Raw genomic sequence first — 23,490 nt, 5'->3', positions numbered from 1 at the left:
GGGTTGTCCGGGCGCGTCATGCGCCCGGATATTGTGTCACTTGGCCGCCCTGGGGCTGGCGAACAACCGCTCGATCTCTTCCAGCGACTTGCCCTTGGTCTCCGGCAGGAAGAAGGTCGCGGTGATGAAGTACACGGCGGTGCAGGCGGTCCAGAACAGGAACATCATGTGGAAGCCGTAGTTGCCCACGATCGGCAGGAAGGCGCCGGCGATCAGGGTGCCGGTGCCCTGGTTGATCAGCAGCGCCACGCCCATGCCGACCGAACGGATCCGGGTCGGCATCAGCTCGGACAGGGCCAGCCAGACGCACACGCCCGGCCCCACCGAATAGGCGGCGATGAAGCCGGCGATGGCCAGCGCCGCCAGCAGCCCGCTGCCCTTGTCGGGGATCGGCCCCAGGCTGGCGCGCACGATCTCGAGCGGCGCGCCGTTGGCGACGTCGGCGGCGCTGATGTCGATGCGCTGCGCCACGTGGACCCGGCGCGCGGCATCGAGCGTTTCGCGCGCCTGCGCCGGCAAGCCGGCGATCATCTGCTGGGCGGCGTCGGCAGCGGCAGCATCGGCGCGGCCGCTCCAGGCGGCGCGCGCCTGTGCCAGCAGCGCGCGCTGGTCCTCGGGCAGCGTCGCCACCAGCGCCTGCTCGCGCGCCAGCACCGCCTGCGCGTCAAGCGTCGGCGTATACGCCTCGGCCACCTGCTGCTTGTCGCCGTACTGGTACAGCACCGTCAGCTGCACCGGACCCGCGCCCGGCTGCACGAAGCGGGCGTCGGCCAGGTTCAGGTCGAGCGCATTGTCTGCTACCTGCGCCGCCACCTCGGCGCGCACGTCGACGCGCTGCGATTCGAAGCGGTGGAACAGCAGCGCCAGCAGGCACAGCGACACCATGATGCCGGCGGTGCCGATCTTGAGCAGGAACACCCGGCCCTTGCGCTCGACCAGCATGATGGCGAACACCGTCATCACCATGTTCAGGACCTTGATCGCGGTGCCGTAGCCGGCCGCGCTCACCGGATCGAGGCCGGCGTGCTGCAGGATGGTCGACATGAACTGCAGGATCGAGTTGATGCCGGTGGCCTGGTTGCAGCCCAGGATCACGCAGGCCAGCACGAACGGCAGCACGTAGCGGCGCTCGGTCAGCATCTCGGCCAGCGCCGCGCCGCGGCTAAGTTTGGGACGCGACTGTTCCTCGGCCAGCGCGGCGCCGATCTCGGCCACTTCGCGCTCGCACTGCTCCTGCGGGCGCAGGCGCGCCAGCACCGCGCGCGCCTGGTCCGAACGTCCGCGCAGCATCAGCCAGCGCGGCGATTCGCTCACGAAGAAACAACCGAGCAGGAACAGCGCGCCCGGGTACAGCACCGCCAGGAACATGCTGCGCCAGGCCGTGTCCGCGGCACGCGCGACCGCGACGGCGTCGCTGCCGGCGGCCTGGATCGCCAGCTCGGCGTTGCTCAGGTAATGGTGGCCGATGAAGGCGGCGATCACGATGCCGGCGGTGAGCGCGAACTGGAACAGCGCCAGCCCGCGTCCGCGCTGGCTGGCCGGCAGGCACTCGGCCAGGTACAGCGGCACCACCACCGCGATCACGCCGCCGCTCAGGCCCTGCAGCAGGCGCCCCAGCAGCAGCGGCACGAACGACTGCGACAGGTAGATCAGGGTGACGCTGCCGACGAACAGCAGCGCGCTGACCACCATCATCGGGCGCCGCCCGAGCCAGTCGGCCAGCATGCCGGCCACCACCGAGCCCAGGATCGAGCCGCCCATCACGGCCGCCACCACCAGCGACAGCTGGCCCTCGGTCAGGCTGGTGGCGCGGTGCAGGTAGGGCAAGGCGGGGTCGATGATGCCGATGTCGATCCCGTACAGCAGGCCGCCGAGGCCGCAGATGGCGGTGAGGAACAGCAGGTGCATGCGTTGCTTGTGATGGTGTGACATGGCGTGCCTTCGGAGCGCTGGATGGGTGTTTGCCGGCAATTGATGCGATCGGGTAATGTACCAGACGAATACCAGATGCGTACCAGATGGGTTGCCAAAACCGACATGTTTAGTAATCGGGAGCGCTCGTTGCGCGGCGCGTCCATACAAAACGGATATGGATGTGCGATATTGGTCGTTCAGTTTCGTGGCGAACGCGGTTAAGGTGGGTTTTTGCCCATGGAGACCGACGCGCCATGACCGACACCCTCACGCCCAGCCGCCCCGCCGCATCCTGTCGATGCCCGGACACCACCCCTGCCCTGCCGATCTACCTCGATTACGCCGCCACCACGCCGGTCGATCCGCGCGTCGCACGCGCCATGCTGGAATTCATGACCGAGAAGTTCGGCAACCCGGCCAGCACCTCGCACGCCTTCGGCCAGGACGCCGCGCTGGCCGTGGCCCACGCGCGCAGGCAGGTCGCGGCGCTGATTGGTGCACCGGCCGCCGACATCGTCTGGACCTCGGGCGCCACCGAATCGAACAACCTGGCGCTGAAGGGCGCCGCCCACGCCAACCGGGCCAGGGGCCGGCACCTGATCACGATGAGCACCGAGCACAAGGCCGTGCTGGACACCATGCGCCGGCTCGAAACCGAAGGGTTCGAAGTCACCTGCCTGGCGCCGCAAGCCGACGGCCTGCTCGACCCGGCCGCCTTCGAGGCGGCGCTGCGGCCCGACACCATCCTGGCTTCGGTCATGATGGTGAATAACGAGATCGGCGTGATCCAGCCGATCGCGGCCCTGGGCCGCATCTGCCGCGCGCGCGGCGTGCTGCTGCACGTCGATGCGGCGCAGGCCGGCGGCAAGCTGGCGATCGACGTCGACCAGCTCGGGGCCGACTTGCTGTCGCTCAGCGCGCACAAGCTGTATGGACCGAAAGGCATCGGCGCCTTGTACGTGAGGAGCGGCGTGGCGCTGGAGGCGCAGATGGACGGCGGCGGCCACGAGAACGGCCTGCGCTCGGGCACGCTCGCCAGCCACCAGATCGTCGGCATGGGCGAAGCGTGCGCGCTGGCGCAGCGCGAGATGGCGGGCGAGACGGCGCGCATCGCGCTGCTGCAAGAGCGCCTGCGCGCCGGCATCGAAGCCCTGCCCGGGGTGCGCTTCAACGGACACCTGGAGCAGCGCATCCCGCACAACCTGAACGTCAGTTTCGCCGGCGGCGGCGCCGCTGCGCTGGCCGACCGGCTGCCCGACATTGCCGTCTCCGCCGGCTCGGCCTGCAATTCGGCCAGCAGCGCGCCGTCGTACGTGCTGCGCGCGCTCGGGCTGGACGACGCGCTGGCGCGCAGCGCGCTGCGCATCACGCTCGGGCGCTATACCGGCGCCGCCGACGTCGACTACCTGCTGCAGCAGCTGCGCGTCGCGCTCGGCTAGCGCGCTTGCGGTGGCGAGACGCGCCCGCTCAGGCGCCGGCCCGCTGGCGCCCGAAGGCGTGCGCGAACTGATCGAGATGCTGCCTGATGGTCGGGTTGCCCAGCGCGTGCATGCGCGCCAGCAGCGCTTCGCCCTCCTCGATCCGGCCCAGTTCCAGGTAGGCGCGCAGCAGGTTCAGGCCCGCCATCGGATCGTGTCTGCGCTCGTGATAGGCGGGGCCGTCGACGGTTTGCGCCGCCAGGACTTGCTCGTACAGTGCTCCAGCACGACAACGCCCTCACCCAGCCTGCTCCGTCGCACGTTGCGCCTGGCGCGCCGCCGCGCGGCGGCGCACCGCACGCCACAAGCGCCGCACCGCCCAGATGGCGAACGCGATCATGACAATCCACGGCAACAGGTAAGGCAGCGTCATGATGGCGTAGGCAATGCCTTCGGCCAGGTTGCCGCTGAAGTCGCGCAGCGCCAGGCCGATCGGCTTCCAGAACGGGCGGTGGCGCTCGGCGCTGATCGTCACGTTCAGGAGCTCGGTCTCGACCCGCTGCGCCAGCTCCGCGCGCATGCCGTCGGCCTCCTCCAGCCGCGACTGGACTTCGGCCAGTTCCTGATTCACCTTGATCAGGGCGTCGATGTCGTTGCCGGCCCTGTTGCGCATGTCTTCCAGCCGGTCGCGGTAGTTCTGCAGCATGGTCAGGCGCCGCCCCGTATCCGCGATCGGCCCCGACAGATCTTCGGCCCTGGTGGATTGGTGCGCGAGCTCGGCCTGGTTGCCCATCGCCGCCACCAGGCGCGGGATCACCTGCGGCCGGGCACGGAATGTCAGCACCGCCTCGGCCTTCGGTTCGCTGTCGATGCGCGACTCGAGCAAGGTGCAGGCGGCGGCGCCGGCCTCGCGGCAGGCGGCCAGGCCGGTGGCGTGGATCGCGGGCAGGCGCTCCGGTTCCGCATCGAAGCCGACCGTATGCTCGTAGGCCAGCTGGCGTGGCGCGGCGCCCTCCTGCACGGCCGGTTTTTCGCCCGGTCCCGCTACCTCGTGGGGCTTGGAACAGCCGGCCAGCACGGCAAGCGGCAGCATCGCGACGATGACGAGCGGCCGCACTACGCGCCGGCTGATGGACAGGTGGACAAGGTAGTCGATGGCGGCTTGCATGGGCATGGGAGCGGGTCGTCTGTGAGTGAACGGTCGGGATGCGCAAAGCGCTGCAAGGCAGGCGTGCATCGTCCCGCGACGATTGGTTACCAGCCCCTGCATACAAACGATAGCATTTTCTGCGCTTCGCATCAGCACGTACCGTCAGCGTGACGTATGCATCGGTTGCTGCTTGCCCGTTGGCCGGGCCTGCGCCACAATCGGCCGGCGCGGCATCCTCGCCGTCACACTAACCCCCTGTAGAAGGTTCACAGCATGTTCGGACGCATCACCCTCGCCTGCCTGGCAATGACCCTGTGCGCTGCAACGGCGTACGCACAACGTTTCGACCCGGGCGCACTCAAGGCCGCGCCGAACGGCAAGCCGAACGAAGTGCTGGTGCTGGCGACCGCCCACCTTGCGCAGCTGCCGGCCACGTTCCAGCCGGCCAGCCTGGATGGCGTACTGCGCAAACTGGCTGCCTGGGCGCCGAAAGCCATCGTGATCGAAAGCCTGTCCGGGCCGGAGTGCGCCACCATGCGCCAGTATCCCGGCCGCTACGACGGCACCACCGAACGCTACTGCCGCTGGGACCCGAGCCCGGCGCGCGCCGCTACCGGCCTCGACGTGCCGGCCGCGACCGCCGAGATCGACAAGCTGCTGGCCGACTGGCCCGCCGCGCCGACGCCCGCGCAGCGGCGCCGCCTGGCCGCCCTGTTCCTGGCCGGCGGCGAACCGGTGTCCGCCCTGGTGCAGTGGCTGCGCCTGCCCGCGACCGAGCGCCGCGCCGGCGATGGCCTGGACCACAAGCTGGTCGCCGTGCTCGACCAGCGCCAGTTCGGCCGCGGCCCGCGCGGCGAAGACATCCTGATCGCGGCGCCGCTAGCAGCCATGCTGGGGCATGAGCGCGTGGTGCCGATGGACGACCACTCGATCGGCGACGCGCCGCCCACGCACCTGGACGGCTATGGCGCGGCGCTGGCCAAGGCCTGGGACAATCCCGTCTTCGCCCGCCGCCTGCGCGACTACGAGCGGCTGCATGCGAGCGTCGACACCCCGGACAAGGCGCTGCAGCTGTTTCGGGTGCTGAACGCGCCGGCGCACGCCAGGCTGGTCTACGACAGCGACTTCGGCCCGATGCTCGGCGAACCGTCGCCGCAGGGTTTCGGGCGTCTGTACGTCGCCACCTGGGAACGGCGCAACCTGCGCATGGCGTCGAACATCCGCGAAGCGATGGCCAACCGTCCGGGCAGCCGCACCCTGGTCATCGTCGGCGCCAGCCACAAGGGTTATCTCGAGGCTTACCTGCACCAGATGCACGACGTCACGGTGGTCGCGGCCGGCCCGGTGCTGGAGTAGCCAGGCATGCCGCGACGCCGCTTGTCGCGCCGTCCCGTACACTGACTACCATCACGCCTGCAAACGATCAAGGAGACCGCAACAATGAGCAAGGGACTGGTGCACTTCGTGCACGGCAAGGAGAGTGGCCCGCATGGCACAAAGATCGCCGCCCTCTCAACGGTGGCGCGCCGTCACGGCTGGGACGTGGCGAGCCTGGACTACTCGCACACGGTCGATCCGGCGCTGCGGGCGCAGCAGCTGCGCAGCGCCTGCGCCGGCCTCGAACAACCGCTGATCCTGGTCGGCTCGAGCATGGGCGGCTGGGTCGCTGCCGAGGCGTCGGTGCGGGTCGATGCCTACGGCGTGTTCCTGCTCGCCCCGGCGCTGTACATGCCGGGCTATCCGACCCAGGCCCCGCCGCTGCTGGCCGACCACACCGCGATCGTGCACGGCTGGGACGACGACGTGATCCCGTGCGAGCACTCGATCCGCTATGCGCGGCTGCAGCGCTGCACGCTGCACCTGGTGCAGGACGGCCACCGGCTCGAGCGGAAACTCGACACCCTGTGCCAGCTGTTCGACGCCTTCATGGCGCGCTGCGAGCACCCTGCCTCGGCATCCTCGTGAAAGACCGTCCCATGCCGTTTGCATCGCTAGATGCCGCCATCGAGCGCGCCGCCGCGCTGATCGCCGACGCCGACGCCCTGGTCATCGCTGCCGGCGCCGGCATGGGCGTCGATTCCGGCCTGCCCGACTTTCGCGGCAATACCGGATTCTGGAAAGCCTACCCGGCGCTGGCCGCCTCCGGCACGGAATTCACCGACATCGCCTCGCCCGCCGCCTTCCTCGCCGATCCCGCCCGCGCCTGGGGATTCTACGGCCACCGGCTCGATCTGTACCGGCGCACCGCGCCGCACGCCGGCTACGGGCTGCTGCGGCGCTGGGGCGAAGCCAGGCGCCATGGCCTGTTCGTCTTCACCAGCAACGTCGATGGCCAGTTCCAGAAGGCCGGCTTCGACCCGCTGCGCATCGACGAATGCCACGGCTCGATCCACCGGCTGCAGTGCCTGACGCCGTGCTCGCCCATGCTGTGGCCGGCCACGGGGGTGCAACCGGCGGTCGACGAGGCGAACTGCCGGCTGCTCGGCCCCGTGCCGACTTGCCCGCACTGCGGCGCCATCGCCCGCCCCAACATCCTGATGTTCGGCGACTACGGCTGGCTCGACGAGCGGCGCGCGCTGCAGGCCGTACGCTGCCGCGCCTGGCTCGAAGGGGTGCGCCGTCCGGTGGTGATCGAGCTCGGGGCCGGCCTCGATATCCCGACCGTGCGCCACTTTTCGCAGCGCGTGGTGCTGCGCCATGGCGGCGCGCTGGTGCGGATCAACCCGCGCGCGCCGGAGGTCGGCAAGCTGCCCGGGGTCGGGATCGCCGGCGGCGCGCTGGCGACGCTGGCGGCGATCGACGGCCTGCTGGGTAAGCCGATCGACGACGCCGGTTTTTAGTTACCGACATCTGCGAACCGGATATACTGCGCCCCTTCTTGCCCGAACATTCACAGGACAGCAAGCGCGGCGCCGGTCCGGCGTGCTCCATGAACGATGACGTCTTCCAGATTCCTTCTTCCTCCGCGCATGACCGCGCTCGCCCTGGCGCTGAGCGCCTGCCCCTTCGGCGCCCACGCCCACGCCAATGACCAGCAGGTCGTGATCGAAGGCCAGCGCCAGAACTACCGCAGCCTGTCGGCCACCGGCGCCACCAAGACCGACACCGACCTGAAGGACCTGCCGCAGAGCGTGCGCGTGATCACCGGCGACCTGCTGGACGATGCCGGCGTCACGACCCTTGCCGGCGCCCTCGACCTGGCCAGCGGCATCTCGCGCCAGAGCAACCTGGGCGGCCTGTGGGACAGCTACGCCATGCGCGGCTTCACCGGCGACCCGAATTTCGGTTCCGACTACATGGTCAACGGCTTCAGCTCCAGCCGCGGGTACAACGGCGTGCGCGACGGCGCCAATACCGACAGCGTCGAAGTGCTGAAAGGCCCGGCCTCGGCGCTGTACGGACGGGGCGAACCGGGCGGCACGGTCAACATCGTCACCAAGAAGCCAAGGTTCGCCCCCAGCTACGCGGCCAGCGTCGGCATCGACCGCTTCGGCGCCAGGCGCAGCACGGTCGACCTGACTGGCCCGGTCAGCGCCAACGTCGCCTACCGCCTGAACGCCGCCTACGAACAGGGAGACACCTTCCGCGACCACATCGACATCGAGCGCATGTTGATGGCGCCGTCGTTCGTGTGGCTGATCGGCGAAGCCACCACCATCTCGTACGAAATCGAGGCCACCAGGCAGCGCGCCCCGTTCGACCGCGGCGTGGTGGCGGTGAACGGCGTGCTGGGATTGATACCCAATTCGCGCTTCCTCGGCGAGCCGGACGACGGCAAGGTCACCATCAAGTCGGTCGGCCAGCAGCTGTTCGTGCGCCACGAGCTGAACGCCGCCTGGTCGCTGCAGGGCGGCGTGTCGTACCGCGACAGTTCGCTGCGCGGCTTCTCGTCGCAGGCCAACGACATCGCGCCCGACGGCCGCACCCTGCGCCGCCAGCGGCGCCTGAACGACTGGGCCGGCGTCGACCGCTCGGGACGCATCGAAGCCGTCGGCACGGTCGCCACCGGCGCGGTCACGCACCACGTGCTTCTCGGCGCCGACGCCTATGCCTTCGACGACGACCGCATCCAGCTGCGCCGCAATCCGGGCGCCGGGGCGCAGCACGCGGTCGACATCTACGCACCCGTGTATGGCAGCATTGCCGCGCCGCTGACCCTGTCGGCATCGACGCGCGAGCGCCAGCGTTCGCGCGCGCTCTACCTGCAGGACCAGCTCGACCTGGCGCCGCGCTGGAAGGCCCTGCTCGGCATACGCCGCGACAGCTACGACCAGTCGGTCGAGAACCGCCGCCTTGCCCGCACCAGCCAACAGTCGCTGGGCGCCACCAGCCCGCGCGCCGGCCTGGTGTACCAGCCGAGCGCCACCCTGTCGCTGTACGCCAGCGCGGCCAAGGGCTTCCGCCCTAACAGCGGCATCAGCCTGGACAACGAAGCCTTCCCGGCCGAGAGCAGCCGCGCCTATGAGGTCGGGGCCAAGGTCGACAGCCTTGACGGCAAGATCAGCACCACGCTGGCACTGTACCGCATCACCAAGGACAACGTGCTCACCTACGATCCGCGCAACACCGATTTCTCGGTGCCGGCCGGCGCGGTCGAGAGCAAGGGGGTCGAGCTCGACGTGGCCGGCGACATCCTGCGCCACGTGCGCATGTCGCTGGCCTATGCCTTTACCGACGCCGTCGTGACCCAGGGAGACAACGCCATCCTCACCGGCAGCCGCTTCCCCAACGTGCCGAAGCACAGCGCCAACCTCCTGGTGACGCCGCGCTTCACGCTGGGCGACGGCGGCGGCGTTGTGATGCTGGGCGGGGGCGTCAGCTACGTCGGCGAGCGCAGGGGCGACGTGGCGGCCTCGAACAGCTTCATGCTGCCGTCGTACACCACCGCCATGCTGGTGGCTTCGTACGCACCCAACCGCAGGCTGCAGTTCGCGCTGAACGTGGACAACCTGTTCGACCGGCGCTACTACGCCAGTTCGTACAGCGCCATGTGGGTGACGCCCGGCGCCGGGCGCAACGTGCGGCTCAACGCGCGCTACCGGTTCTGAGCATGGGTCGACCGATCACACCATCGCGCCGGCGACTGCGCCGTACCGTGCTGGCGGCCGGCAGCGCCGCACTGCTGCCGTGGCACGGCGCCAATGCCGACAACCGTCCCGGCCCGCATTCGCACACCTTCACCGCCGCCGCGGCCGACGTATTGACCGTGGTCGGCCCGTGGGAACTGACCGGCATCGACCCTTCGCGCTCCGGCTACATGTTCGCGCGCATGGAGGTGGTCGAGACCCTGCTCGACGTCGACGACCGCGGCCGCCTGCAGGTGCGCCTGGCCTCGCGCTGGCAGGTGTCCGATGACGGCCTGGAATGGCGCTTCACGCTGCGCGGCAACCGCCGCTACCACGACGGCAGCGAGGTCACGCCGGAAAGCGTGCTGGCCTGCCTGCGCCGCGCCCACGCCCGTCCCGGGGTATTGAACATGGCCGGCATCCGCAGCATCGCGCTCGACGCCGGCGCCATCGTGATCACGCTCGATCGCCCGTTTGCGCCGCTGCCCTACCTGCTCACCCATTACTCGGTCCAGATCCTGGCCCCGTCCTCGTTCGACGCCCAGGGCAACGTGGTGCGCATCGTCGGCAGCGGGCCGTTCAGGATCGCCTCGATGTCGCTGCCGCAGGGTTTCGACGTCGAGCGCTTCGCCGGCTACGGCGGGCTGGCGATTCCGGGCCGCATCCAGCGCGCGCGCTACATCAGCGTGGCGCGCGCCGAGACGCGCACCCTGCTGGTGCAGAGCGGCCAGGGCGACCTCGCCTTCTCGCTCGACCCGCCCAGCATCCGCGCGCTGCAGCGCAGCCCAAAAGCGGTCTTGCTGTCGCAGATGCTGCCGCGCACCACCTTCATCAAGCTCAATAGCGGTCATCCGCTGCTGGCCGACGTGCGGGTGCGGCGCGCAATCGCGCTGTGCGTCGAGCGCCACGGCATCGCACGCGCCCTGCTGCGCGACCCCGACCTGGGCGCGACCCAGTTGTTTCCGCCGTCGATGACGGGTTGGCACGACCCGTCGCTGGCGCCGCTGCGCACCGATCCGGCCGCAGCGCGCGCCCTGCTCGAACAGGCCGGCTGGAAGCCTGGCGCCGACGGCATCCGCGTGCGGGACGGCGTGCGCCTGGCGCTGTCGCTGACCACCTTCGTCGACCGCCCCGAACTGCCGCTGATCGCCACCGCGCTGCAGGAAGAGATGCGCCAGATCGGCATCGCCGTGCGGGTGGTGATCGGGAACTCGAGCGACATCCCGGCCGGGCACCGCAGCGGCTCGCTGCAAATGGGACTGGTGGCGCGCAACTTCGGCAACCTGCCGGATCCGGTGGCGACGCTGCTGCAGGATTTCGGGCGCGATGGCGGCGACTGGGGCGCGATGGGCTGGCGCAACGCCGAGGTGCCGGCCACGCTGGCGCGCCTGGCGTCGGGCACGCAGACTGCGCCGGCGCTGGCGCGCGCCGACCGCGCGAGGGTGGCCGCCGTTCTACAATCCGAGCTGCCCCTGATCCCCGTGGTCTGGTACCGGCAGGTGTGCGCCACCAGCCGCCGCATCGACGGCGCCAGCATCGATCCCTTTGAACGCAGCTACAGGATTTCGCACCTGGTATGGAATTGAGAACGGATTCAGGGTTCAGCCCTGCCTGGCGCGGCATCGGCGCCGCGCTCGCGCAGCGCCTGCTGCAGGCGGCGCTGGTCGCGCTGCTGGTCGGCACGCTGTGCTTCTTCATGACGCGCATGCTGCCGGGCGATATGGCATACCGCATCGCGGCCGGCCGCTACGGCTACGACATGGTGACCAGCGCAGCCGCAGAGGCGGTGCGCATCGAACTCGGGCTGGACCGCCCGTGGCTGGCGGCGCTGGGCGACTGGTGGGCGCGCCTGCTGCAGTTCGACCTGGGCGTGTCGCAGGTGACGGCGCAGCCGGTCACGGTGGAGATCGCGCGCCAGCTGGGTCCGACCGTCAAGCTGTCGCTGCTGGCGATGTTCTTCTCGCTGCTGGTCGGCCCCACGCTGGGCGTGCTGGCCGGCCTGAAGCCGGGCGGCCTGCTCGATCGCTTCACGCTGGGCGTGTCGGTGGTGCTGCGCGCGCTGCCCTCGTTCCTGCTTGGCCTGGTGCTGGTGCTGGTGTTCTCGGTCAAGCTGGGCGTGCTGCCGGCGGCCGGGCACGACGACCATGGCAGCATGGTGCTGCCGGCGCTGACGCTGGCGCTCGGCATGGCCGCGGTCTCGTGCCGCGTCGCGCGCGATGCCATGGTGCAGGTGCGCGGCTCGGCGTATTTCGCCTTTGCCCTGACCAAGGGCTTGACGATGCGCCAGGCGCTGCTGCGGCATGGCCTGCGCAACGTCGCCGCGCCGACCGTGGCGTATCTCGGCGTGCAGCTGGTGTACCTGGTCGAAGGCGTGGTGCTGGTGGAGACCATCTTCGCCTGGCCCGGCATCGGCCACGCGCTGGTGCACGCGATCTTCAGCCGCGACGTGCCGATGATCCAGGGCACCGCGCTGGTGTTGGGATTGATGTTCGTCCTGTTCAACGCGCTGGTCGATACCGCCTGCGCCATCATCGATCCACGCCGCCGCGCATGAACGCCCACCTTGCTCCCGAACTCGTCATCGACGACGCGCCCGCGCGCCGCTTGAATCGCGCCCAGCTGGCCGGCATCGTGCTGCTCGGCGCGATCGGGCTGTTCGCCCTGTTCGGCCCCTGGCTGGTCGGCATCGACCCGGCGCGCCAGCAGCTCGAACGCTTCCTGGAAAACCCGAGCCTGGCGCATCCGCTCGGCTTCGACCAACTAGGGCGCGACATGCTGGCGCGCCTGGCCCACGGCGCGCGCCTGTCGCTGACGCTGGCGGGCCTGAGCGTGCTGTCCGCGGCGATTCCCGGCACCCTGCTTGGCCTGCTGGCGGCGTGGCGCGGCGGCTGGCCCGAGCGCGCGCTGGCGGCCTTCGCCGACGCCGTGCTGGCGCTGCCCGGGCTGCTGCTGGTGCTGCTCCTGACGGCGTTCACGCCGGGCGGTTTCTGGCCGCTGTACGTCGGCATTTCGCTGGCGCTGTGGGTCGAGTACTTTCGCGTGGTGCGCGCGGCCGGCCGCATCCTGCTGGCCAGCCCGCACGTCGAGGCGGCGCGCCTGCTCGGCTTCGGCCCGGTCTACATCGTGCGCCGCCACCTGATGCCCGAACTGCTGCCGCGCCTCCTCACGCTGATGCGCTTCGGCTTTGCCGGCGCGGTGCTGGCGATGTCGGCGCTCGGCTTCGTCGGCGTCGGCCTGCAGCCGCCGACGCCGGAGCTGGGGGTGATGATGATCGAACTGCTGCCGTACTACGGCGAAACGCCGTGGCTGATCGGCGCGCCGGTGCTGCTGCTGTTCCTGACGCTGCTTGGCCTGCTGCTGCTGGCGCCGGAACGGGAGGCCGCATGAACCACCGTTCCACGATCCCCGCGCTGACGGTCGAAGGCTTATCCGTCCTGCACGGCGAGCGCGCGCTGGTGCGCGACATCTCGTTCGCGATTCCGGCCGGCGGCGTGCTGACGCTGCTGGGCGAAAGCGGCTCCGGCAAATCGCTGCTGGCGCAAGCCATCATGGGCAACCTGCCGGCGCCGCTGCGCTGCGAAGGCCGCGTCGTGATCGGCGGCGAAACCACCAACGCCGCCGCGCAGTCCAGCCGCCATGCGCTCTGGGGCCGGCGCCTGGCGCTGCTGCCGCAGGAACCCTGGCTGGCGCTCGACCCGACCATGCGCGTGCGCGAGCAGGTCGCCGAGACCCATGCGCTGGTCAGGCGCTCGCCATGGCGCGGCGCGCGTGACCTCGCCGCGCGCGCCCTGGCTTCGCTCGGCCTGCAGGACGCGGCGCACAAGTATCCGTTCATGCTCTCCGGCGGCATGGCGCAGCGCGTCGCCTTCCTGGCCACCCACGCGGCCGGCGCGCCCCTGATGATCATCGACGAGCCGACCAAGGGGCTCGATCTGGAACGCCGCGGCGAAGTGCTGGAACTGCTGCGCGCGGCGCAGGCCGAGGGCATGAGCCTGCTGTGCATCACCCACGACATCTGGCTGGCGCGCGCGCTCGGCGGCCAGCTCGCCGTGATGCTGGAAGGCGCGCTGATCGAACAGGGCGAGGCCGCGCAGCTGCTGGCGGCGCCGCAGCAGGATTACACGCGGCGCCTGCTGGCGGCCGATCCGGGCAGCTGGCCGGCCTGGCGCGCGTCCATACTCGCGCCGGGTAGCGGCGCGATCGTGCAGGTCGAGGGGCTCACCAAGTCGTTCGGGCGTCAGCGCCTGTTCGGCGACGTCGATGCGCGCATCGCGGCCGGCGAAATCGTCGCCGTGAGCGGGCCGAGCGGGTCGGGCAAGACCACCTTCGGCAACATCGTGCTGGGCGTGGCGCGGCCGGACCGCGGGCGCGTGCAGCGCGCGCAGGGCCTGGCCCCAACCGCGTTCCAGAAGATCCAGCAGGATCCCGGCGCCGCCTTCGCGCCGCGCATCCGCCTGCGCCAGTCGCTGCGCGATCTGGTGCAGCTGCATGGCCTGGACTGGGCCGAGCTGGAGGCCCTGCTGGCGCGGATGCGCCTGGCACCGGCCCTGCTCGACCGCCTGCCGCACCAGGTCTCGGGCGGCGAGCTACAGCGCATCGCGCTGGCGCGCGTGCTGCTCATGCAGCCGGCGCTGATCTTCGCCGACGAGCCGACGTCGCGCCTCGATCCGGTCACGCAGCAGGATGTGTTCGCGCTCCTGCTCGAGCACGTGCAGCGTCGGCGCTGCGCGCTGCTGCTGGTCACGCACGATGCGGACATCGTGCGCAGCGTCGCGAGCCGACGCATCGCACTTGGGTCAAGCGCGCCGGCCGACTGATCGGCGGCGCGTCCACGCTCAGGAGATGAATCCGCTGAGCGCCCGCAACGCCATCACGGCGCCGCTGGCGATCAGCTTGGCGCAGAACAGCGCCACCACCACCATCAGCACGAGTTGAATGACGCGGAAGATCCCTTCGTGGCCGCGCAGGTGGCTGCCGAGATGGGTGGGACGATGAAACAGCGCTGCGAGGTTCGGGGATGCGAGTCGAATTTTCATGATTGTCTCCGCTGTAAGCGTTTTTGTAGATTCAGCTTACTCCTCGACCGGACTGCCTGCAAATACATTGTCACGCAAGCGTGCGCTTGTCGTACAGAGAGCACAAGACAGTTCAGCAAACAGGGGGCCACGGCGAGTTTTGCGCGGCCTGAGACCTGAGCGGCCAACGCAACTGCGACTACGGGCAGGGCTGCGCGATGTCTGGCGCGCCCCATTCAACGCGGCTTGCCCCGACCATTCTCGGACTACTTGACTGCGGAGATACCCAGCGCATTTAAGGTCGGTGTACTCATCAACCCCGTGACAGGCAGCTCCTTTACCCTTTGGAAGAGTTTTAAGGCGTCTTTCGTCTCCTCGCCGAAGACGCCGTCAATTTGGCCATCATAGAGCTGTAAACTGTTTAGCCTGATCTGCACGCGAATCACCTGCAGCCGGAGTTTCTCGTCCACGCTCAGGGTTGGGCGGCTTTCGACGTCATCGGCGACGTAACTGCTGGTCGAGGGTGTCGTGGACGAGGATGGCAACGACGAACTCGTTGACGGCGTCACATAAGATGAGCTGGGTACATAGCTACTGCCCGATCCGGAGCTCGAGTAATGTGATCGGTGGCTCGAATGTGACCGGTGGGAGGAGTGAGACCGGTGCGATGCAAACAGATTGTCCATGTCAAAATTGAGCGGACGAAGCGAAACCGCATTATCCAGGTCGGTGTACCGGGGCGCATCAGGTGTGGGCACATCCGCTGCGCGCGTGGTGGCAAGCGGTAGTCCGGCAATAAACAAGGCAATATTCCGGATAAATTTGCTCATACTGCCGTCTCCTCTATCGGCTTGAGTTTGGTTGGTTTCCAATTCCGTTCATGCCACGAGAACAGCCCGCAGCAACGATCCTTGACCGAACAGCGCGCGCACTCATCCGCGTAGGTGTTCTTCCAATCAGAAATACTACGGGTTGCGCGTCCCCATAGACGCGGCGGCAGCGCGCATAACGGAGCATTCATGAAGACGTGACGCACTTGGTAACGCTCGAGTATGCGCGAAGCACGGTCCAGCATCGGCGCCGCGTCGAGCAGATCCAGTTCGCACAGATCGCGGTTGGCAAGTGCGAAACCCGTCGGCTCGCAGGCCATCAGCGCAACGCATTCGACAAACGGCAGGTTCTGCCCGATAAAGCGGCATAGCTCGTCCAGGATGTCCAGCACCGGTTCGATCAAGACGATTCTCAGCTGGATGGGCTGTTGCAACGACTGCAGGGTGAGCAAACCCTCGAGCGTTTCGTCAAACGCCCCCGGTGACTGCACCACGAAGTCGTGCAGGAAGTCGGCGTGACCGTACAGCGGCACCAGCCAACGCACATTCGTGGGTAGTTCGCTGAACAGCGCTTGACGAACCCGGGCTTGATGCAACAGGCGGCCGTTAGTCAGGATTTCGATCACGGTATCCGGCCAGCACTTCCTGATGGTCGCGAAAACGCGCTGAAGCCCTTCGCTCGCGAGTAGGGGCTCGCCGCCGGAGATGCCGATCACCGCTGGCGCGACCCTCGCATGGCGTACGATCTCGATCGCGTGCTCGACCAGCCATCCATCATCGTGCCTGGTAGGTGGCTGGGAGCACATCAAGCAGTAGCTGTTACAACGGTTCGTCAGAAACAAGCTGTGGTGCGCATCACTTTCACGAAACAGCACGATGGCCCTGGCGCGATCAGGATTGCAGTCGACGACATCGCCCTCTTCCAGTCCGTCTGCGGTCACCGGCGCGATATTGCGCAGTCCTCGGGCGCGCCATTGCTCGACCTGCTCGTATGTCGCTGCGTTTGGTGCGAGTACCAGGAAGCGCAGATCGTCACGCCATTGCTCTGCAAGCGATTGCACGTCCACGACACGAAGGATGCCTGGCTCCGTCGCCATGGGCAGTCCGATGCTCACCTGTCGCATGACGCCTCCGCCATGGCATTTGGTCTGGCCCAGTCATGAAACGTTTCTTCCATATCAGGTGCGGCCGCATGCAGCAGCGCGAACGCGGTATCGAACAGCCATTGATGACGCAGGCAATGCTCCGTCTCGTGCGCAGGCACATCGGGCCTTCCAAACTGCGCTTGGCTATCGACCGGATTTGGTGCGCAATAATGACGATAGGCGCAGGCAATGCAGTCGACCGCTGCCGCTTCGCTGGCCTGCCGCATTCGCTGGCCCGTGGAGCAAGACAGCAAATGCTCCAGCGAATCCGTCACCCGGCCCATGCGCAGGCTCGTATCGCCGGTCTCGACGAGCATGCGCGCCTCGTCGCTTGGATACACCCAGCCGTCGTAGTTATAGACCAGCACGCTGGCGCCAGTGCCGCTTTCACTTTGAAGGTCGACGTAGCCCGCGTCGAATGTCGACAGCAGTTTGTTCATGACGACCGACATATACACCTCACGCAGAGCGACACCTCGCCCGTTCCACCACATGATTCGTGCAAGCGCCCGATCGTAAAATCCCTGGAACTCCTCGCGCGAATAACCGATCCGTGTCAAATTACGCTTGGCGAATCCATACACGCTCAGTGGGCGCAGAAATATCTCCGGAAAACCCTGTCGAACATATTCGTCGACGATTTCCTCCGGATAGGCCAGTGACGCTCGGGTCGTTGTCATCAGGGCTGACACAGCATGCTCGCCGACGTGCTGCCGGGCTAACCTGATGCCCTCAACAGTACGCCGGAAACTATCCCTTCCTGGAACCGGGCGGTTGCGGTTGTGCAGATGCTCCGGGCCATCGAGGCTGGTCGACAACACCACGCCCTTGATGCGAAAGTACTCGCACATTTCCTGCGTCAATTGATGCAATGTCGATGCCACGACAAACCGGATCCTCCGTCGTCCCTCGTGGTTCAAGTGGGTCAGTTTGTCTACGGCGCGGACGATCAGATCGAAGCGCACCAGAGGATCGCCGCCCTGAAACTCGACCGTCAGATCGTCGGCGTTGCTCTCCCATACACGGTCGCATGCAGAATCGAGCATGGCAGGCGACATGGAAAACCCGGCGTCGGTCTGCGCGCGGCTTACTTGACAGTACTGGCAGGTATGCCCGCATTGAAGCGTCGGCACGATGATATGGAGCGAAGGCCCCGACGTGACGGTCTCGTGCTTCGCTGCACGCCGTGCGGCGAGCAGTCGCTCCTTGCCGACGTTGCGCCCATGATTTGGCAAGAAAAATCGGGCGGCCATGTCGGCTCTGCGCCTGGGTGGGAGACCGGACGGATCCGTCAGCAAAGCATCCACTTCACTCTGTTGGAGAAACAGGTGTTCGCCTGACATCGAGATGCCAACCAGAGTACCGTCCTTGAGCACGCGAATATCAAATGGAAGCGTCTTATCCGAAGCAGGCCTGCCCGCCTCCAAGAGTAGTGGCTGTTCAAACTTGTCAAACTCATTTTTTGTCGTTGGGCGCGGGTGGAACACTAAGGGATGCATCGGTCGAATCACTATTGATCTACTTTCACACGAGCTTAGCAGGCTTTTCTTGGCCGAAAGATTGCATATTGTCACTGCATTGGGAATTCGAATATATAGTTAACTTCACGATTCGGACTCCAATAGCGCTACCCATCCTTGACCGAAGACCTTTGCTACGAGTCCGATTGCCGCTTCGCGTAGTTCATCGACCTGCTAACTTTCAGGACGCGCGGAGCGAACAACAAGCTGAGTCGCGCGCAAGCCGCCAACTGCCGAGTTTGGTGCGCCAACGCACCTTCCTAGCACATCCTTTTCAGAATGCCAATTGACTTTGTTGTGTATTTGCATTACAATTGATGACAATTAATAACAATTGTCTGCACAAGACTTCCGCTGCACCCGTTTTTCCGCGCCTTGCGTGGGAATCCATTCCTGGGCCTTGCGCCCGTATCCCGTAATCGCCCGAAGCACCGGCACCTGCCTGCGTCCGGCATCCCGGCTCCGTGCACTGCACGTTGCCTGCGTCGTTAAAAGTCCTGCACCCAGCCTCTTTTAACACGCGTACGACACCCATCGTCGGCACCGCTGCGCCGCAAGCACGGGACTTCCCGTCTTTCGTTGCCGCGCGCGTGCGCCGCTGCATTGCCGCCGGCATGGGGTCCCTTGATTCCACTGGCGCCAATGGCAGCAGGGTTTCATTCCATTCGCCAAATCGAAGGAGAACCACACGTGGCAAAACAAATCAACATCGACCATGTCTTCAAGGTCTACGGCGACCAGCCGGACGACGCGCTGGCGCTGGTGCGCGAAGGCGCCGGCAAGGCCGACATCCTGGCCCGCACCGGCTGCACCATCGGCGTCTTCGACGCCACCTTCACCATCGAGGCGGGCGAGATCTTCGTCATCATGGGCCTGTCCGGCTCGGGCAAGTCGACCCTGGTGCGCATGCTCAACCGCCTGGTCGAGCCGACCGCCGGCAGCATCCTGATCGACGGCCATGACATCAACACCCTGCCCGACGCCGAGCTGCGCGCGCTGCGTCGCAAGGACATCAGCATGGTGTTCCAGTCGTTCGCGCTGCTGCCGCACGTGAGCGTGCTGGACAACACCGCGTTCGGCATGGAGCTGGCCGGCGTGCCCAAGGCCGAGCGCCACGCGCTGGCGCAACAGGCGCTGGAACAGGTGGGACTGGCCGGCTACGGCGCCAGCTATCCCGACGAACTATCGGGCGGCATGCAGCAGCGCGTCGGCCTGGCGCGCGCGCTGGCCAGCGACCCGTCGATCCTGCTGATGGACGAAGCGTTCTCGGCGCTCGACCCGATCATGCGCACCGACATGCAGTCCGAACTGCTGCGCCTGCAGCAGATCAAGCGCCGCACCATCGTCTTCATCTCGCACGATCTGGATGAAGCGATGCGCATCGGCGACCGCATCGCCATCATGAAGGACGGCCACGTGGTGCAGGTCGGGACGCCGGAAGACATCCTGCGCAAACCCGCCAACGACTACGTGCGCAACTTCGTGCGCGGCGTCGACGCCGCGGCCGTGTTCAAGGCCGGCGACATCGCGCGCAAGAGCCCGACCGTGGTGTCCGAGTCGCCCGCGCGCGGTTCGCGTGCGGCGCTGTCGATGCTGGAAGAACAGGATCGCGCCTACGCCTATGTCGTCAGCCCTGGTCGCAAATACCTGGGCCTGGTGTCGGTCGATTCGCTGCGCAGCGCGCTCGACGGCCATACCGGTCCGCTCGGCCTGGCGCACGCCTTCCTGCCCGACGTGCAGACCATCAAGGCCGACGAACCGGTCGCCGGCCTGTTCGGCCAGGTGGCGCAGTTGCCGTACGCGGTGCCGGTGGTGGCCGACGACGGCGCGTTCCGCGGCGCCATCAGCAAGACCACCTTGCTGAAGTTCCTCGACCGCGATACGCCCGCCATTCCAGAGACTCAGAAAGGACAAGCATGATGTCGAGTAGCACAGCCGCAGTACAACCTGCAGTACAAGCCGCAGCACAAGCCCCGGTCGACCCAAGCCAGGCCAATCCCTGGCTGCCATCCCCGCCGGCCGACACCTCCTGGCTCGACGCGGTGCCGGCCGCCGCCCCGGAACACGCCTCCGGCTTCGACCTGGCCCACATCTTCGACGGCGCGCTGCCGCTGCAAGCCTGGATCAACGAAGGCCTGGGCTGGGTAGTCGAGCATTTCCGTCCCGTGTTCCAGGCGGTGCGCGCGCCGATCGACGCCACGCTGAACGGCGCCAGCCACGTGCTGCTGGCCGCGCCGTCGGCGGTGGTGATCGCCATCATCGGCCTGCTGGCCTGGCAGTTCACCAGCCGTACGCTGGCGCTCGGCACCGTGGTGGCGCTGATGGTGCTGTCGCTGCTGGGCGTGTGGCCGGAAGCGATGATCACCCTGTCGCTGGTGCTGACCTCGCTCGCATTCTGCCTGGCGATCGGCCTGCCGCTCGGGATCTTCCTGGCCAGCAGCGACCGCGCGCAAAACATCCTGCGCCCGCTGCTCGACGCGATGCAGACCACGCCGGCCTTCGTGTACCTGGTGCCGGTGGTGATGCTGTTCGGTATCGGCAATGCGCCGGGCGTGATCGTGACCATCATCTTCGCCCTGCCGCCGCTGGTGCGACTGACCAACCTCGGCATCCGCCAGGTGCGGCCCGACCTGATCGAGGCGGCGCGCGCTTACGGCGCCTCGCCCTGGCAGATGCTGAGCCGCGTGCAGCTGCCGCTGGCGATGCCGTCGATCATGGCCGGCATCAACCAGTCGCTGATGCTGTCACTGTCGATGGTGGTGATCGCCTCGATGATCGCGGTCGGTGGCCTGGGGCAGATGGTGCTGCGCGGTATTGGCCGCCTGGACATGGGCCTGGCAACCGTGGGTGGCCTGGGCATCGTGCTGCTGGCCATCACGCTGGACCGCCTGACCCAGGCCATGGGCCAGCCGCGCCGCGGCGTGCGCCACTGGTACCAGACCGGCCCGGTCGGCCTGGTGCTGCGCCGGGTGAAGGGCAATCCGGCCCGTCCGGATACGCCTGCACCTTCGCCTGCATCTTCGACTGCGCCCGCCACGTCCGCCAACGCACGATAAAAGAAAGGATACTGATGCAACATATTGACCACTTCAACGTCACCTACAAAGCCCGGCGCAGCTTCCGCCGCCTGTCCGGCCTGCTGCTGGCCGCCCTCGCCTTGAGCACCGGCCTGGCCATGGCGCAAACGCCGGACGCCGCCCTGCCCGGCAAGGGCATCAAGGTGCAGGCGCTGCAGGGCCCGCTGGCCGAGGAAACCTTCCAGACCATGCTGGTCGACCGCGCGCTGCAAGCGCTGGGCTACGAGACCCAGCCGATCAAGGAGATCGCCTATCCGACCGCGCACATCGCGGTCGGCAACGGCGACGCCACCTTCCTGGCGGTGCACTGGGACCCGCTGCACCAGGACTACTACCGGAACGCCGGCGGCGACGCCAAACTGCTGCGCATCGGCGCCTATGCCGGCCCGGCCGCCCAAGGCTACCTGATCGACAAGGCCACCGCCGAGAAGTACAAGATCACGAACATCGACCAGCTGCGCGACCCGGCCATCGCCAGGCTGTTCGACCACGACGGCGACGGCAAGGCCGACCTCACCGGGTGCGATCCGGGCTGGGGCTGCGAAGCGATGATCGAGCACCACATGGACGGCTACCAGCTGCGCCCGACGGTCAAGCACGTGCAGGGCAGCTATTCGGCGCTGATCGCCGACACCATCGGCCGCTACCAGCGCGGCGAACCGATCCTGTACTACACCTGGACGCCGTACTGGGTCAGCAGCGTGCTGGTGCCGGGCAAGGACGTGGTGTGGCTGCAAGTGCCCTCCTCGTCCAACCCGGAGGGCCTTGACACCCGCATGGCCGACGGCAGCAACTACGGCTTCTCGGTGAACACCACGCGCATCGTGGTCAACCGCGCCTGGGCCGAGAAGAACCCGGCGGCGGTCAAGCTGTTCGAGATCATGCGCCTGCCGATCGCCGACATCAACGCCCAGAACGAGCGCGTGCGCAACGGCCAAGGCTCGAAGGCCGACATCGCGCGCCACACGGCGGGCTGGATCAAGTACCACCAGCCGCTGTTCGACAGCTGGATCGCGCAGGCACGGGCGGCGGCCAAACCCTGATCCTTGTCGACACCGGGGCCGGCCGACGGTGCATCGTGTGGCGTATCGGTCGGGCCGCGCGATGTGTGCGTTGTCGCGGCATCAGCATGCCGCACGCTACAATACCGCGTTCCACCCCGGTCCATGCAGGCTCGTCCCGCATGGTAATGCCCCACACCAACGACAAAGAATATGCTGACTACCGTACTCGACTGGTTCCTCCACCTTGACCGCCATCTCTCCATGCTGGCCGCCGAATACCAGCTGCTGGTCTATGTGCTGCTGTTCGCGGTGATCTTCGTCGAGACCGGCCTGGTCATCATGCCCTTCCTGCCGGGCGATTCGCTGCTGTTCGTCACCGGCGCGCTGGCGGCGAAAGGCATGCTGTCGCTGCCGGTGCTGATTCCGCTGCTGATCGTGGCCGCCGTGGTCGGCGACATCGTCAATTTCGCGATCGGCACCGTGTTCCGCGACCGCGTGAAACACGGCTACCGGCTGCGCTTCATCAAGCCCGAGCACATTGCCCATACCGAACGCTTCTTCGAGCGCCACGGCCCGAAAACGATCGTGCTGGCGCGCTACGTGCCGATCGTGCGCACCCTGGCGCCGTTCGTCGCGGCGCTGGGCAGCATGCGCTATCGCACCTTCATTTCCTATAACGTGGCCGGCGGCGTGCTGTGGGTGGTGTCGCTCACGGTGGCCGGCTACGCCTTCGGCAACATCAAGTGGGTCAACGACAACCTGACCGCGGTCATCCTCGGCATCATCGTGCTGTCGTTGGTGCCGGGCCTGGTGGCCTGGCTGCAGGAGCGCTATCGCAGCAATGCTGCGGCGGCGCGCAACGACGGCTGAGGTCAGAAGTAATAACCTGCCTGCAGGTTGATCCTGCGCGTGAATCCCTTGTGCTCTGACGTGGTCGACGCCAGTCCGCCCAGGTCCGGCGACAGATAGGGGTGGTGCTTGCCGAGCATGAAGTCGGCGTAGAACGACCACTTCCCGGCCGAGAAACTCATGCCGGTGACGTTTTGCACCGAATCGCGGTAGGCGCTGTTTCGCTTGTGCAGGATGCTGTAGTCGTTATACAGCTTGAACTGGCTGAACGGCCCGATGCGGCCTGGCAGGTCGTAGCTGATATTGGCGATATAGATATCGCCCGCCGACGCCACCGGAAAAGGATAGCCGAAGCCGCCGAGGATCACGAAGCTGTTGGGGTCGAGCCCGCCGTAGGTCTGGTCGGCGCCGTGCGCGGTGCGGTAGCGGTAGCGCATCGCCTGCAGCATCACGCCGACCTTGCCGTAGCTGCCGCGGTAGTGCACCGCGCCGGCGCGGCGCC

The 23,490-nt window shown here is 67.4% G+C and carries 20 protein-coding genes and 1 pseudogene; 13 read left to right on the top strand and 8 right to left on the bottom strand.

Annotation, left to right across the window (positions count from 1 at the left end):
* Window positions 1–36: 36 nt before the first annotated feature.
* Window positions 37–1,932: an MFS transporter gene (locus tag QPK27_RS13900; protein ID WP_290418843.1), complete on the bottom strand. Its 1,896-nt coding sequence runs from the start codon at window positions 1,930–1,932 to the stop codon at window positions 37–39.
* A gap of 236 nt (window positions 1,933–2,168) precedes the next feature.
* On the opposite strand from QPK27_RS13900, the gene QPK27_RS13895 reads away from it, so the two are divergent.
* A complete protein-coding gene (locus tag QPK27_RS13895) occupies window positions 2,169–3,353 on the top strand; it encodes an aminotransferase class V-fold PLP-dependent enzyme (RefSeq protein WP_290418842.1) in 1,185 nt (394 codons plus the stop codon).
* 28 nt (window positions 3,354–3,381) lie between these two features.
* Here QPK27_RS13895 and QPK27_RS13890 read toward each other — a convergent pair whose 3' ends face one another.
* On the bottom strand, window positions 3,382–3,540 hold the full coding sequence (locus QPK27_RS13890) for a hypothetical protein (RefSeq protein ID WP_290418841.1): 159 nt from the start codon (window positions 3,538–3,540) through the stop codon (window positions 3,382–3,384).
* Between the two features lie 90 nt (window positions 3,541–3,630).
* Window positions 3,631–4,506 (bottom strand): DUF4349 domain-containing protein, encoded by an 876-nt coding sequence (locus QPK27_RS13885; protein WP_290418840.1) that lies wholly within the window; start codon window positions 4,504–4,506, stop codon window positions 3,631–3,633.
* Between the two features lie 249 nt (window positions 4,507–4,755).
* Between QPK27_RS13885 and QPK27_RS13880 the strand changes: the two genes are divergently transcribed.
* The 8 genes from QPK27_RS13880 (at window position 4,756) to QPK27_RS13845 (ending at window position 14,365) form a co-directional block, all read left to right on the top strand.
* Window positions 4,756–5,838 carry a DUF5694 domain-containing protein gene (locus QPK27_RS13880; RefSeq protein WP_290418839.1) on the top strand — a complete coding sequence of 361 codons (1,083 nt, stop codon included), beginning with the start codon at window positions 4,756–4,758 and terminating at the stop codon, window positions 5,836–5,838.
* 84 nt (window positions 5,839–5,922) lie between these two features.
* Window positions 5,923–6,447, top strand: coding sequence for an alpha/beta hydrolase (locus tag QPK27_RS13875; RefSeq protein ID WP_290418838.1), 525 nt, complete (start codon window positions 5,923–5,925; stop codon window positions 6,445–6,447).
* Between the two features lie 11 nt (window positions 6,448–6,458).
* Window positions 6,459–7,322 (top strand): Sir2 family NAD-dependent protein deacetylase, encoded by an 864-nt coding sequence (locus tag QPK27_RS13870; protein ID WP_290418837.1) that lies wholly within the window; start codon window positions 6,459–6,461, stop codon window positions 7,320–7,322.
* 129 nt (window positions 7,323–7,451) lie between these two features.
* Window positions 7,452–9,530: a TonB-dependent siderophore receptor gene (locus QPK27_RS13865; RefSeq protein WP_290418836.1), complete on the top strand. Its 2,079-nt coding sequence runs from the start codon at window positions 7,452–7,454 to the stop codon at window positions 9,528–9,530.
* Between the two features lie 2 nt (window positions 9,531–9,532).
* Entirely contained in the window at window positions 9,533–11,134 is a 1,602-nt protein-coding gene (locus tag QPK27_RS13860) for an ABC transporter substrate-binding protein (protein ID WP_290418835.1), read from the top strand.
* Complete coding sequence (locus QPK27_RS13855) at window positions 11,125–12,102, top strand: ABC transporter permease (protein ID WP_290418834.1); 978 nt, start codon at window positions 11,125–11,127, stop codon at window positions 12,100–12,102. Before QPK27_RS13860 ends, QPK27_RS13855 begins: the two co-directional genes overlap by 10 nt.
* A complete protein-coding gene (locus QPK27_RS13850) occupies window positions 12,099–12,935 on the top strand; it encodes an ABC transporter permease (RefSeq protein ID WP_290418833.1) in 837 nt (278 codons plus the stop codon). Before QPK27_RS13855 ends, QPK27_RS13850 begins: the two co-directional genes overlap by 4 nt.
* Window positions 12,932–14,365, top strand: coding sequence for an ABC transporter ATP-binding protein (locus QPK27_RS13845; RefSeq protein ID WP_290418832.1), 1,434 nt, complete (start codon window positions 12,932–12,934; stop codon window positions 14,363–14,365). The genes QPK27_RS13850 and QPK27_RS13845 overlap by 4 nt, the downstream gene beginning before the upstream one ends.
* An 18-nt stretch (window positions 14,366–14,383) precedes the next feature.
* Here the strand turns inward: QPK27_RS13845 and QPK27_RS13840 are convergent, their stop codons facing one another.
* The 4 genes from QPK27_RS13840 to hxsB all read right to left on the bottom strand — a co-directional run bounded on the left by QPK27_RS13840 (window position 14,384) and on the right by hxsB (window position 18,037).
* Window positions 14,384–14,584, bottom strand: a complete 201-nt coding sequence (locus QPK27_RS13840; protein ID WP_290418831.1) for a hypothetical protein — start codon at window positions 14,582–14,584, stop codon at window positions 14,384–14,386.
* A 245-nt stretch (window positions 14,585–14,829) separates the two neighbouring features.
* Entirely contained in the window at window positions 14,830–15,393 is a 564-nt protein-coding gene (hxsA, locus tag QPK27_RS13835; protein WP_290418830.1) for a His-Xaa-Ser repeat protein HxsA, read from the bottom strand.
* A complete protein-coding gene (gene hxsC / locus QPK27_RS13830) occupies window positions 15,390–16,517 on the bottom strand; it encodes a His-Xaa-Ser system radical SAM maturase HxsC (RefSeq protein WP_290418829.1) in 1,128 nt (375 codons plus the stop codon). Before hxsC ends, hxsA begins: the two co-directional genes overlap by 4 nt.
* Entirely contained in the window at window positions 16,505–18,037 is a 1,533-nt protein-coding gene (gene hxsB, locus QPK27_RS13825) for a His-Xaa-Ser system radical SAM maturase HxsB (protein WP_290418828.1), read from the bottom strand. Before hxsB ends, hxsC begins: the two co-directional genes overlap by 13 nt.
* A gap of 711 nt (window positions 18,038–18,748) precedes the next feature.
* Between hxsB and proV the strand changes: the two genes are divergently transcribed.
* From proV to QPK27_RS13805, 4 genes are all read left to right on the top strand, one after another.
* Window positions 18,749–19,978, top strand: a complete 1,230-nt coding sequence (proV, locus tag QPK27_RS13820; protein ID WP_290418827.1) for a glycine betaine/L-proline ABC transporter ATP-binding protein ProV — start codon at window positions 18,749–18,751, stop codon at window positions 19,976–19,978.
* Window positions 19,975–21,114, top strand: a complete 1,140-nt coding sequence (proW, locus tag QPK27_RS13815) for a glycine betaine/L-proline ABC transporter permease ProW (RefSeq protein WP_290418826.1) — start codon at window positions 19,975–19,977, stop codon at window positions 21,112–21,114. The genes proV and proW overlap by 4 nt, the downstream gene beginning before the upstream one ends.
* Before the next feature lie 14 nt (window positions 21,115–21,128).
* Window positions 21,129–22,178 (top strand): glycine betaine/L-proline ABC transporter substrate-binding protein ProX, encoded by a 1,050-nt coding sequence (proX, locus tag QPK27_RS13810; RefSeq protein WP_290418825.1) that lies wholly within the window; start codon window positions 21,129–21,131, stop codon window positions 22,176–22,178.
* 171 nt (window positions 22,179–22,349) lie between these two features.
* A complete protein-coding gene (locus tag QPK27_RS13805) occupies window positions 22,350–23,009 on the top strand; it encodes a VTT domain-containing protein (RefSeq protein ID WP_290418824.1) in 660 nt (219 codons plus the stop codon).
* Between the two features lie 2 nt (window positions 23,010–23,011).
* Here the strand turns inward: QPK27_RS13805 and QPK27_RS13800 are convergent.
* Window positions 23,012–23,490: pseudogene (locus QPK27_RS13800) on the bottom strand (hypothetical protein); the annotation flags it as partial.

It is taken from the genome of Massilia sp. YIM B02443 (genome assembly GCF_030411955.1).
Taxonomy (GTDB): Bacteria; Pseudomonadota; Gammaproteobacteria; order Burkholderiales; family Burkholderiaceae_D; genus Telluria.
This window is presented reverse-complemented; position numbering and strand designations above follow the sequence as displayed.

What these genes read in the sequence shown, in the direction of transcription:
- hxsA (WP_290418830.1), bottom strand. Translation starts at nt 15,393, where the DNA reads ATGAGCAAATTTATCCGGAATATTGCCTTGTTTATTGCCGGACTACCG.
- QPK27_RS13870 (WP_290418837.1), top strand. Translation starts at nt 6,459, where the DNA reads ATGCCGTTTGCATCGCTAGATGCCGCCATCGAGCGCGCCGCCGCGCTG.
- QPK27_RS13885 (WP_290418840.1), bottom strand. Translation starts at nt 4,506, where the DNA reads ATGCCCATGCAAGCCGCCATCGACTACCTTGTCCACCTGTCCATCAGC.
- QPK27_RS13875 (WP_290418838.1), top strand. Translation starts at nt 5,923, where the DNA reads ATGAGCAAGGGACTGGTGCACTTCGTGCACGGCAAGGAGAGTGGCCCG.
- QPK27_RS13895 (WP_290418842.1), top strand. Translation starts at nt 2,169, where the DNA reads ATGACCGACACCCTCACGCCCAGCCGCCCCGCCGCATCCTGTCGATGC.
- QPK27_RS13900 (WP_290418843.1), bottom strand. Translation starts at nt 1,932, where the DNA reads ATGTCACACCATCACAAGCAACGCATGCACCTGCTGTTCCTCACCGCC.
- QPK27_RS13855 (WP_290418834.1), top strand. Translation starts at nt 11,125, where the DNA reads ATGGAATTGAGAACGGATTCAGGGTTCAGCCCTGCCTGGCGCGGCATC.
- QPK27_RS13865 (WP_290418836.1), top strand. Translation starts at nt 7,452, where the DNA reads ATGACCGCGCTCGCCCTGGCGCTGAGCGCCTGCCCCTTCGGCGCCCAC.
- QPK27_RS13850 (WP_290418833.1), top strand. Translation starts at nt 12,099, where the DNA reads ATGAACGCCCACCTTGCTCCCGAACTCGTCATCGACGACGCGCCCGCG.
- QPK27_RS13860 (WP_290418835.1), top strand. Translation starts at nt 9,533, where the DNA reads ATGGGTCGACCGATCACACCATCGCGCCGGCGACTGCGCCGTACCGTG.
- proW (WP_290418826.1), top strand. Translation starts at nt 19,975, where the DNA reads ATGATGTCGAGTAGCACAGCCGCAGTACAACCTGCAGTACAAGCCGCA.
- hxsB (WP_290418828.1), bottom strand. Translation starts at nt 18,037, where the DNA reads ATGCATCCCTTAGTGTTCCACCCGCGCCCAACGACAAAAAATGAGTTT.
- QPK27_RS13840 (WP_290418831.1), bottom strand. Translation starts at nt 14,584, where the DNA reads ATGAAAATTCGACTCGCATCCCCGAACCTCGCAGCGCTGTTTCATCGT.
- QPK27_RS13880 (WP_290418839.1), top strand. Translation starts at nt 4,756, where the DNA reads ATGTTCGGACGCATCACCCTCGCCTGCCTGGCAATGACCCTGTGCGCT.
- hxsC (WP_290418829.1), bottom strand. Translation starts at nt 16,517, where the DNA reads ATGCGACAGGTGAGCATCGGACTGCCCATGGCGACGGAGCCAGGCATC.
- proX (WP_290418825.1), top strand. Translation starts at nt 21,129, where the DNA reads ATGCAACATATTGACCACTTCAACGTCACCTACAAAGCCCGGCGCAGC.
- QPK27_RS13845 (WP_290418832.1), top strand. Translation starts at nt 12,932, where the DNA reads ATGAACCACCGTTCCACGATCCCCGCGCTGACGGTCGAAGGCTTATCC.
- QPK27_RS13805 (WP_290418824.1), top strand. Translation starts at nt 22,350, where the DNA reads ATGCTGACTACCGTACTCGACTGGTTCCTCCACCTTGACCGCCATCTC.
- QPK27_RS13890 (WP_290418841.1), bottom strand. Translation starts at nt 3,540, where the DNA reads ATGGCGGGCCTGAACCTGCTGCGCGCCTACCTGGAACTGGGCCGGATC.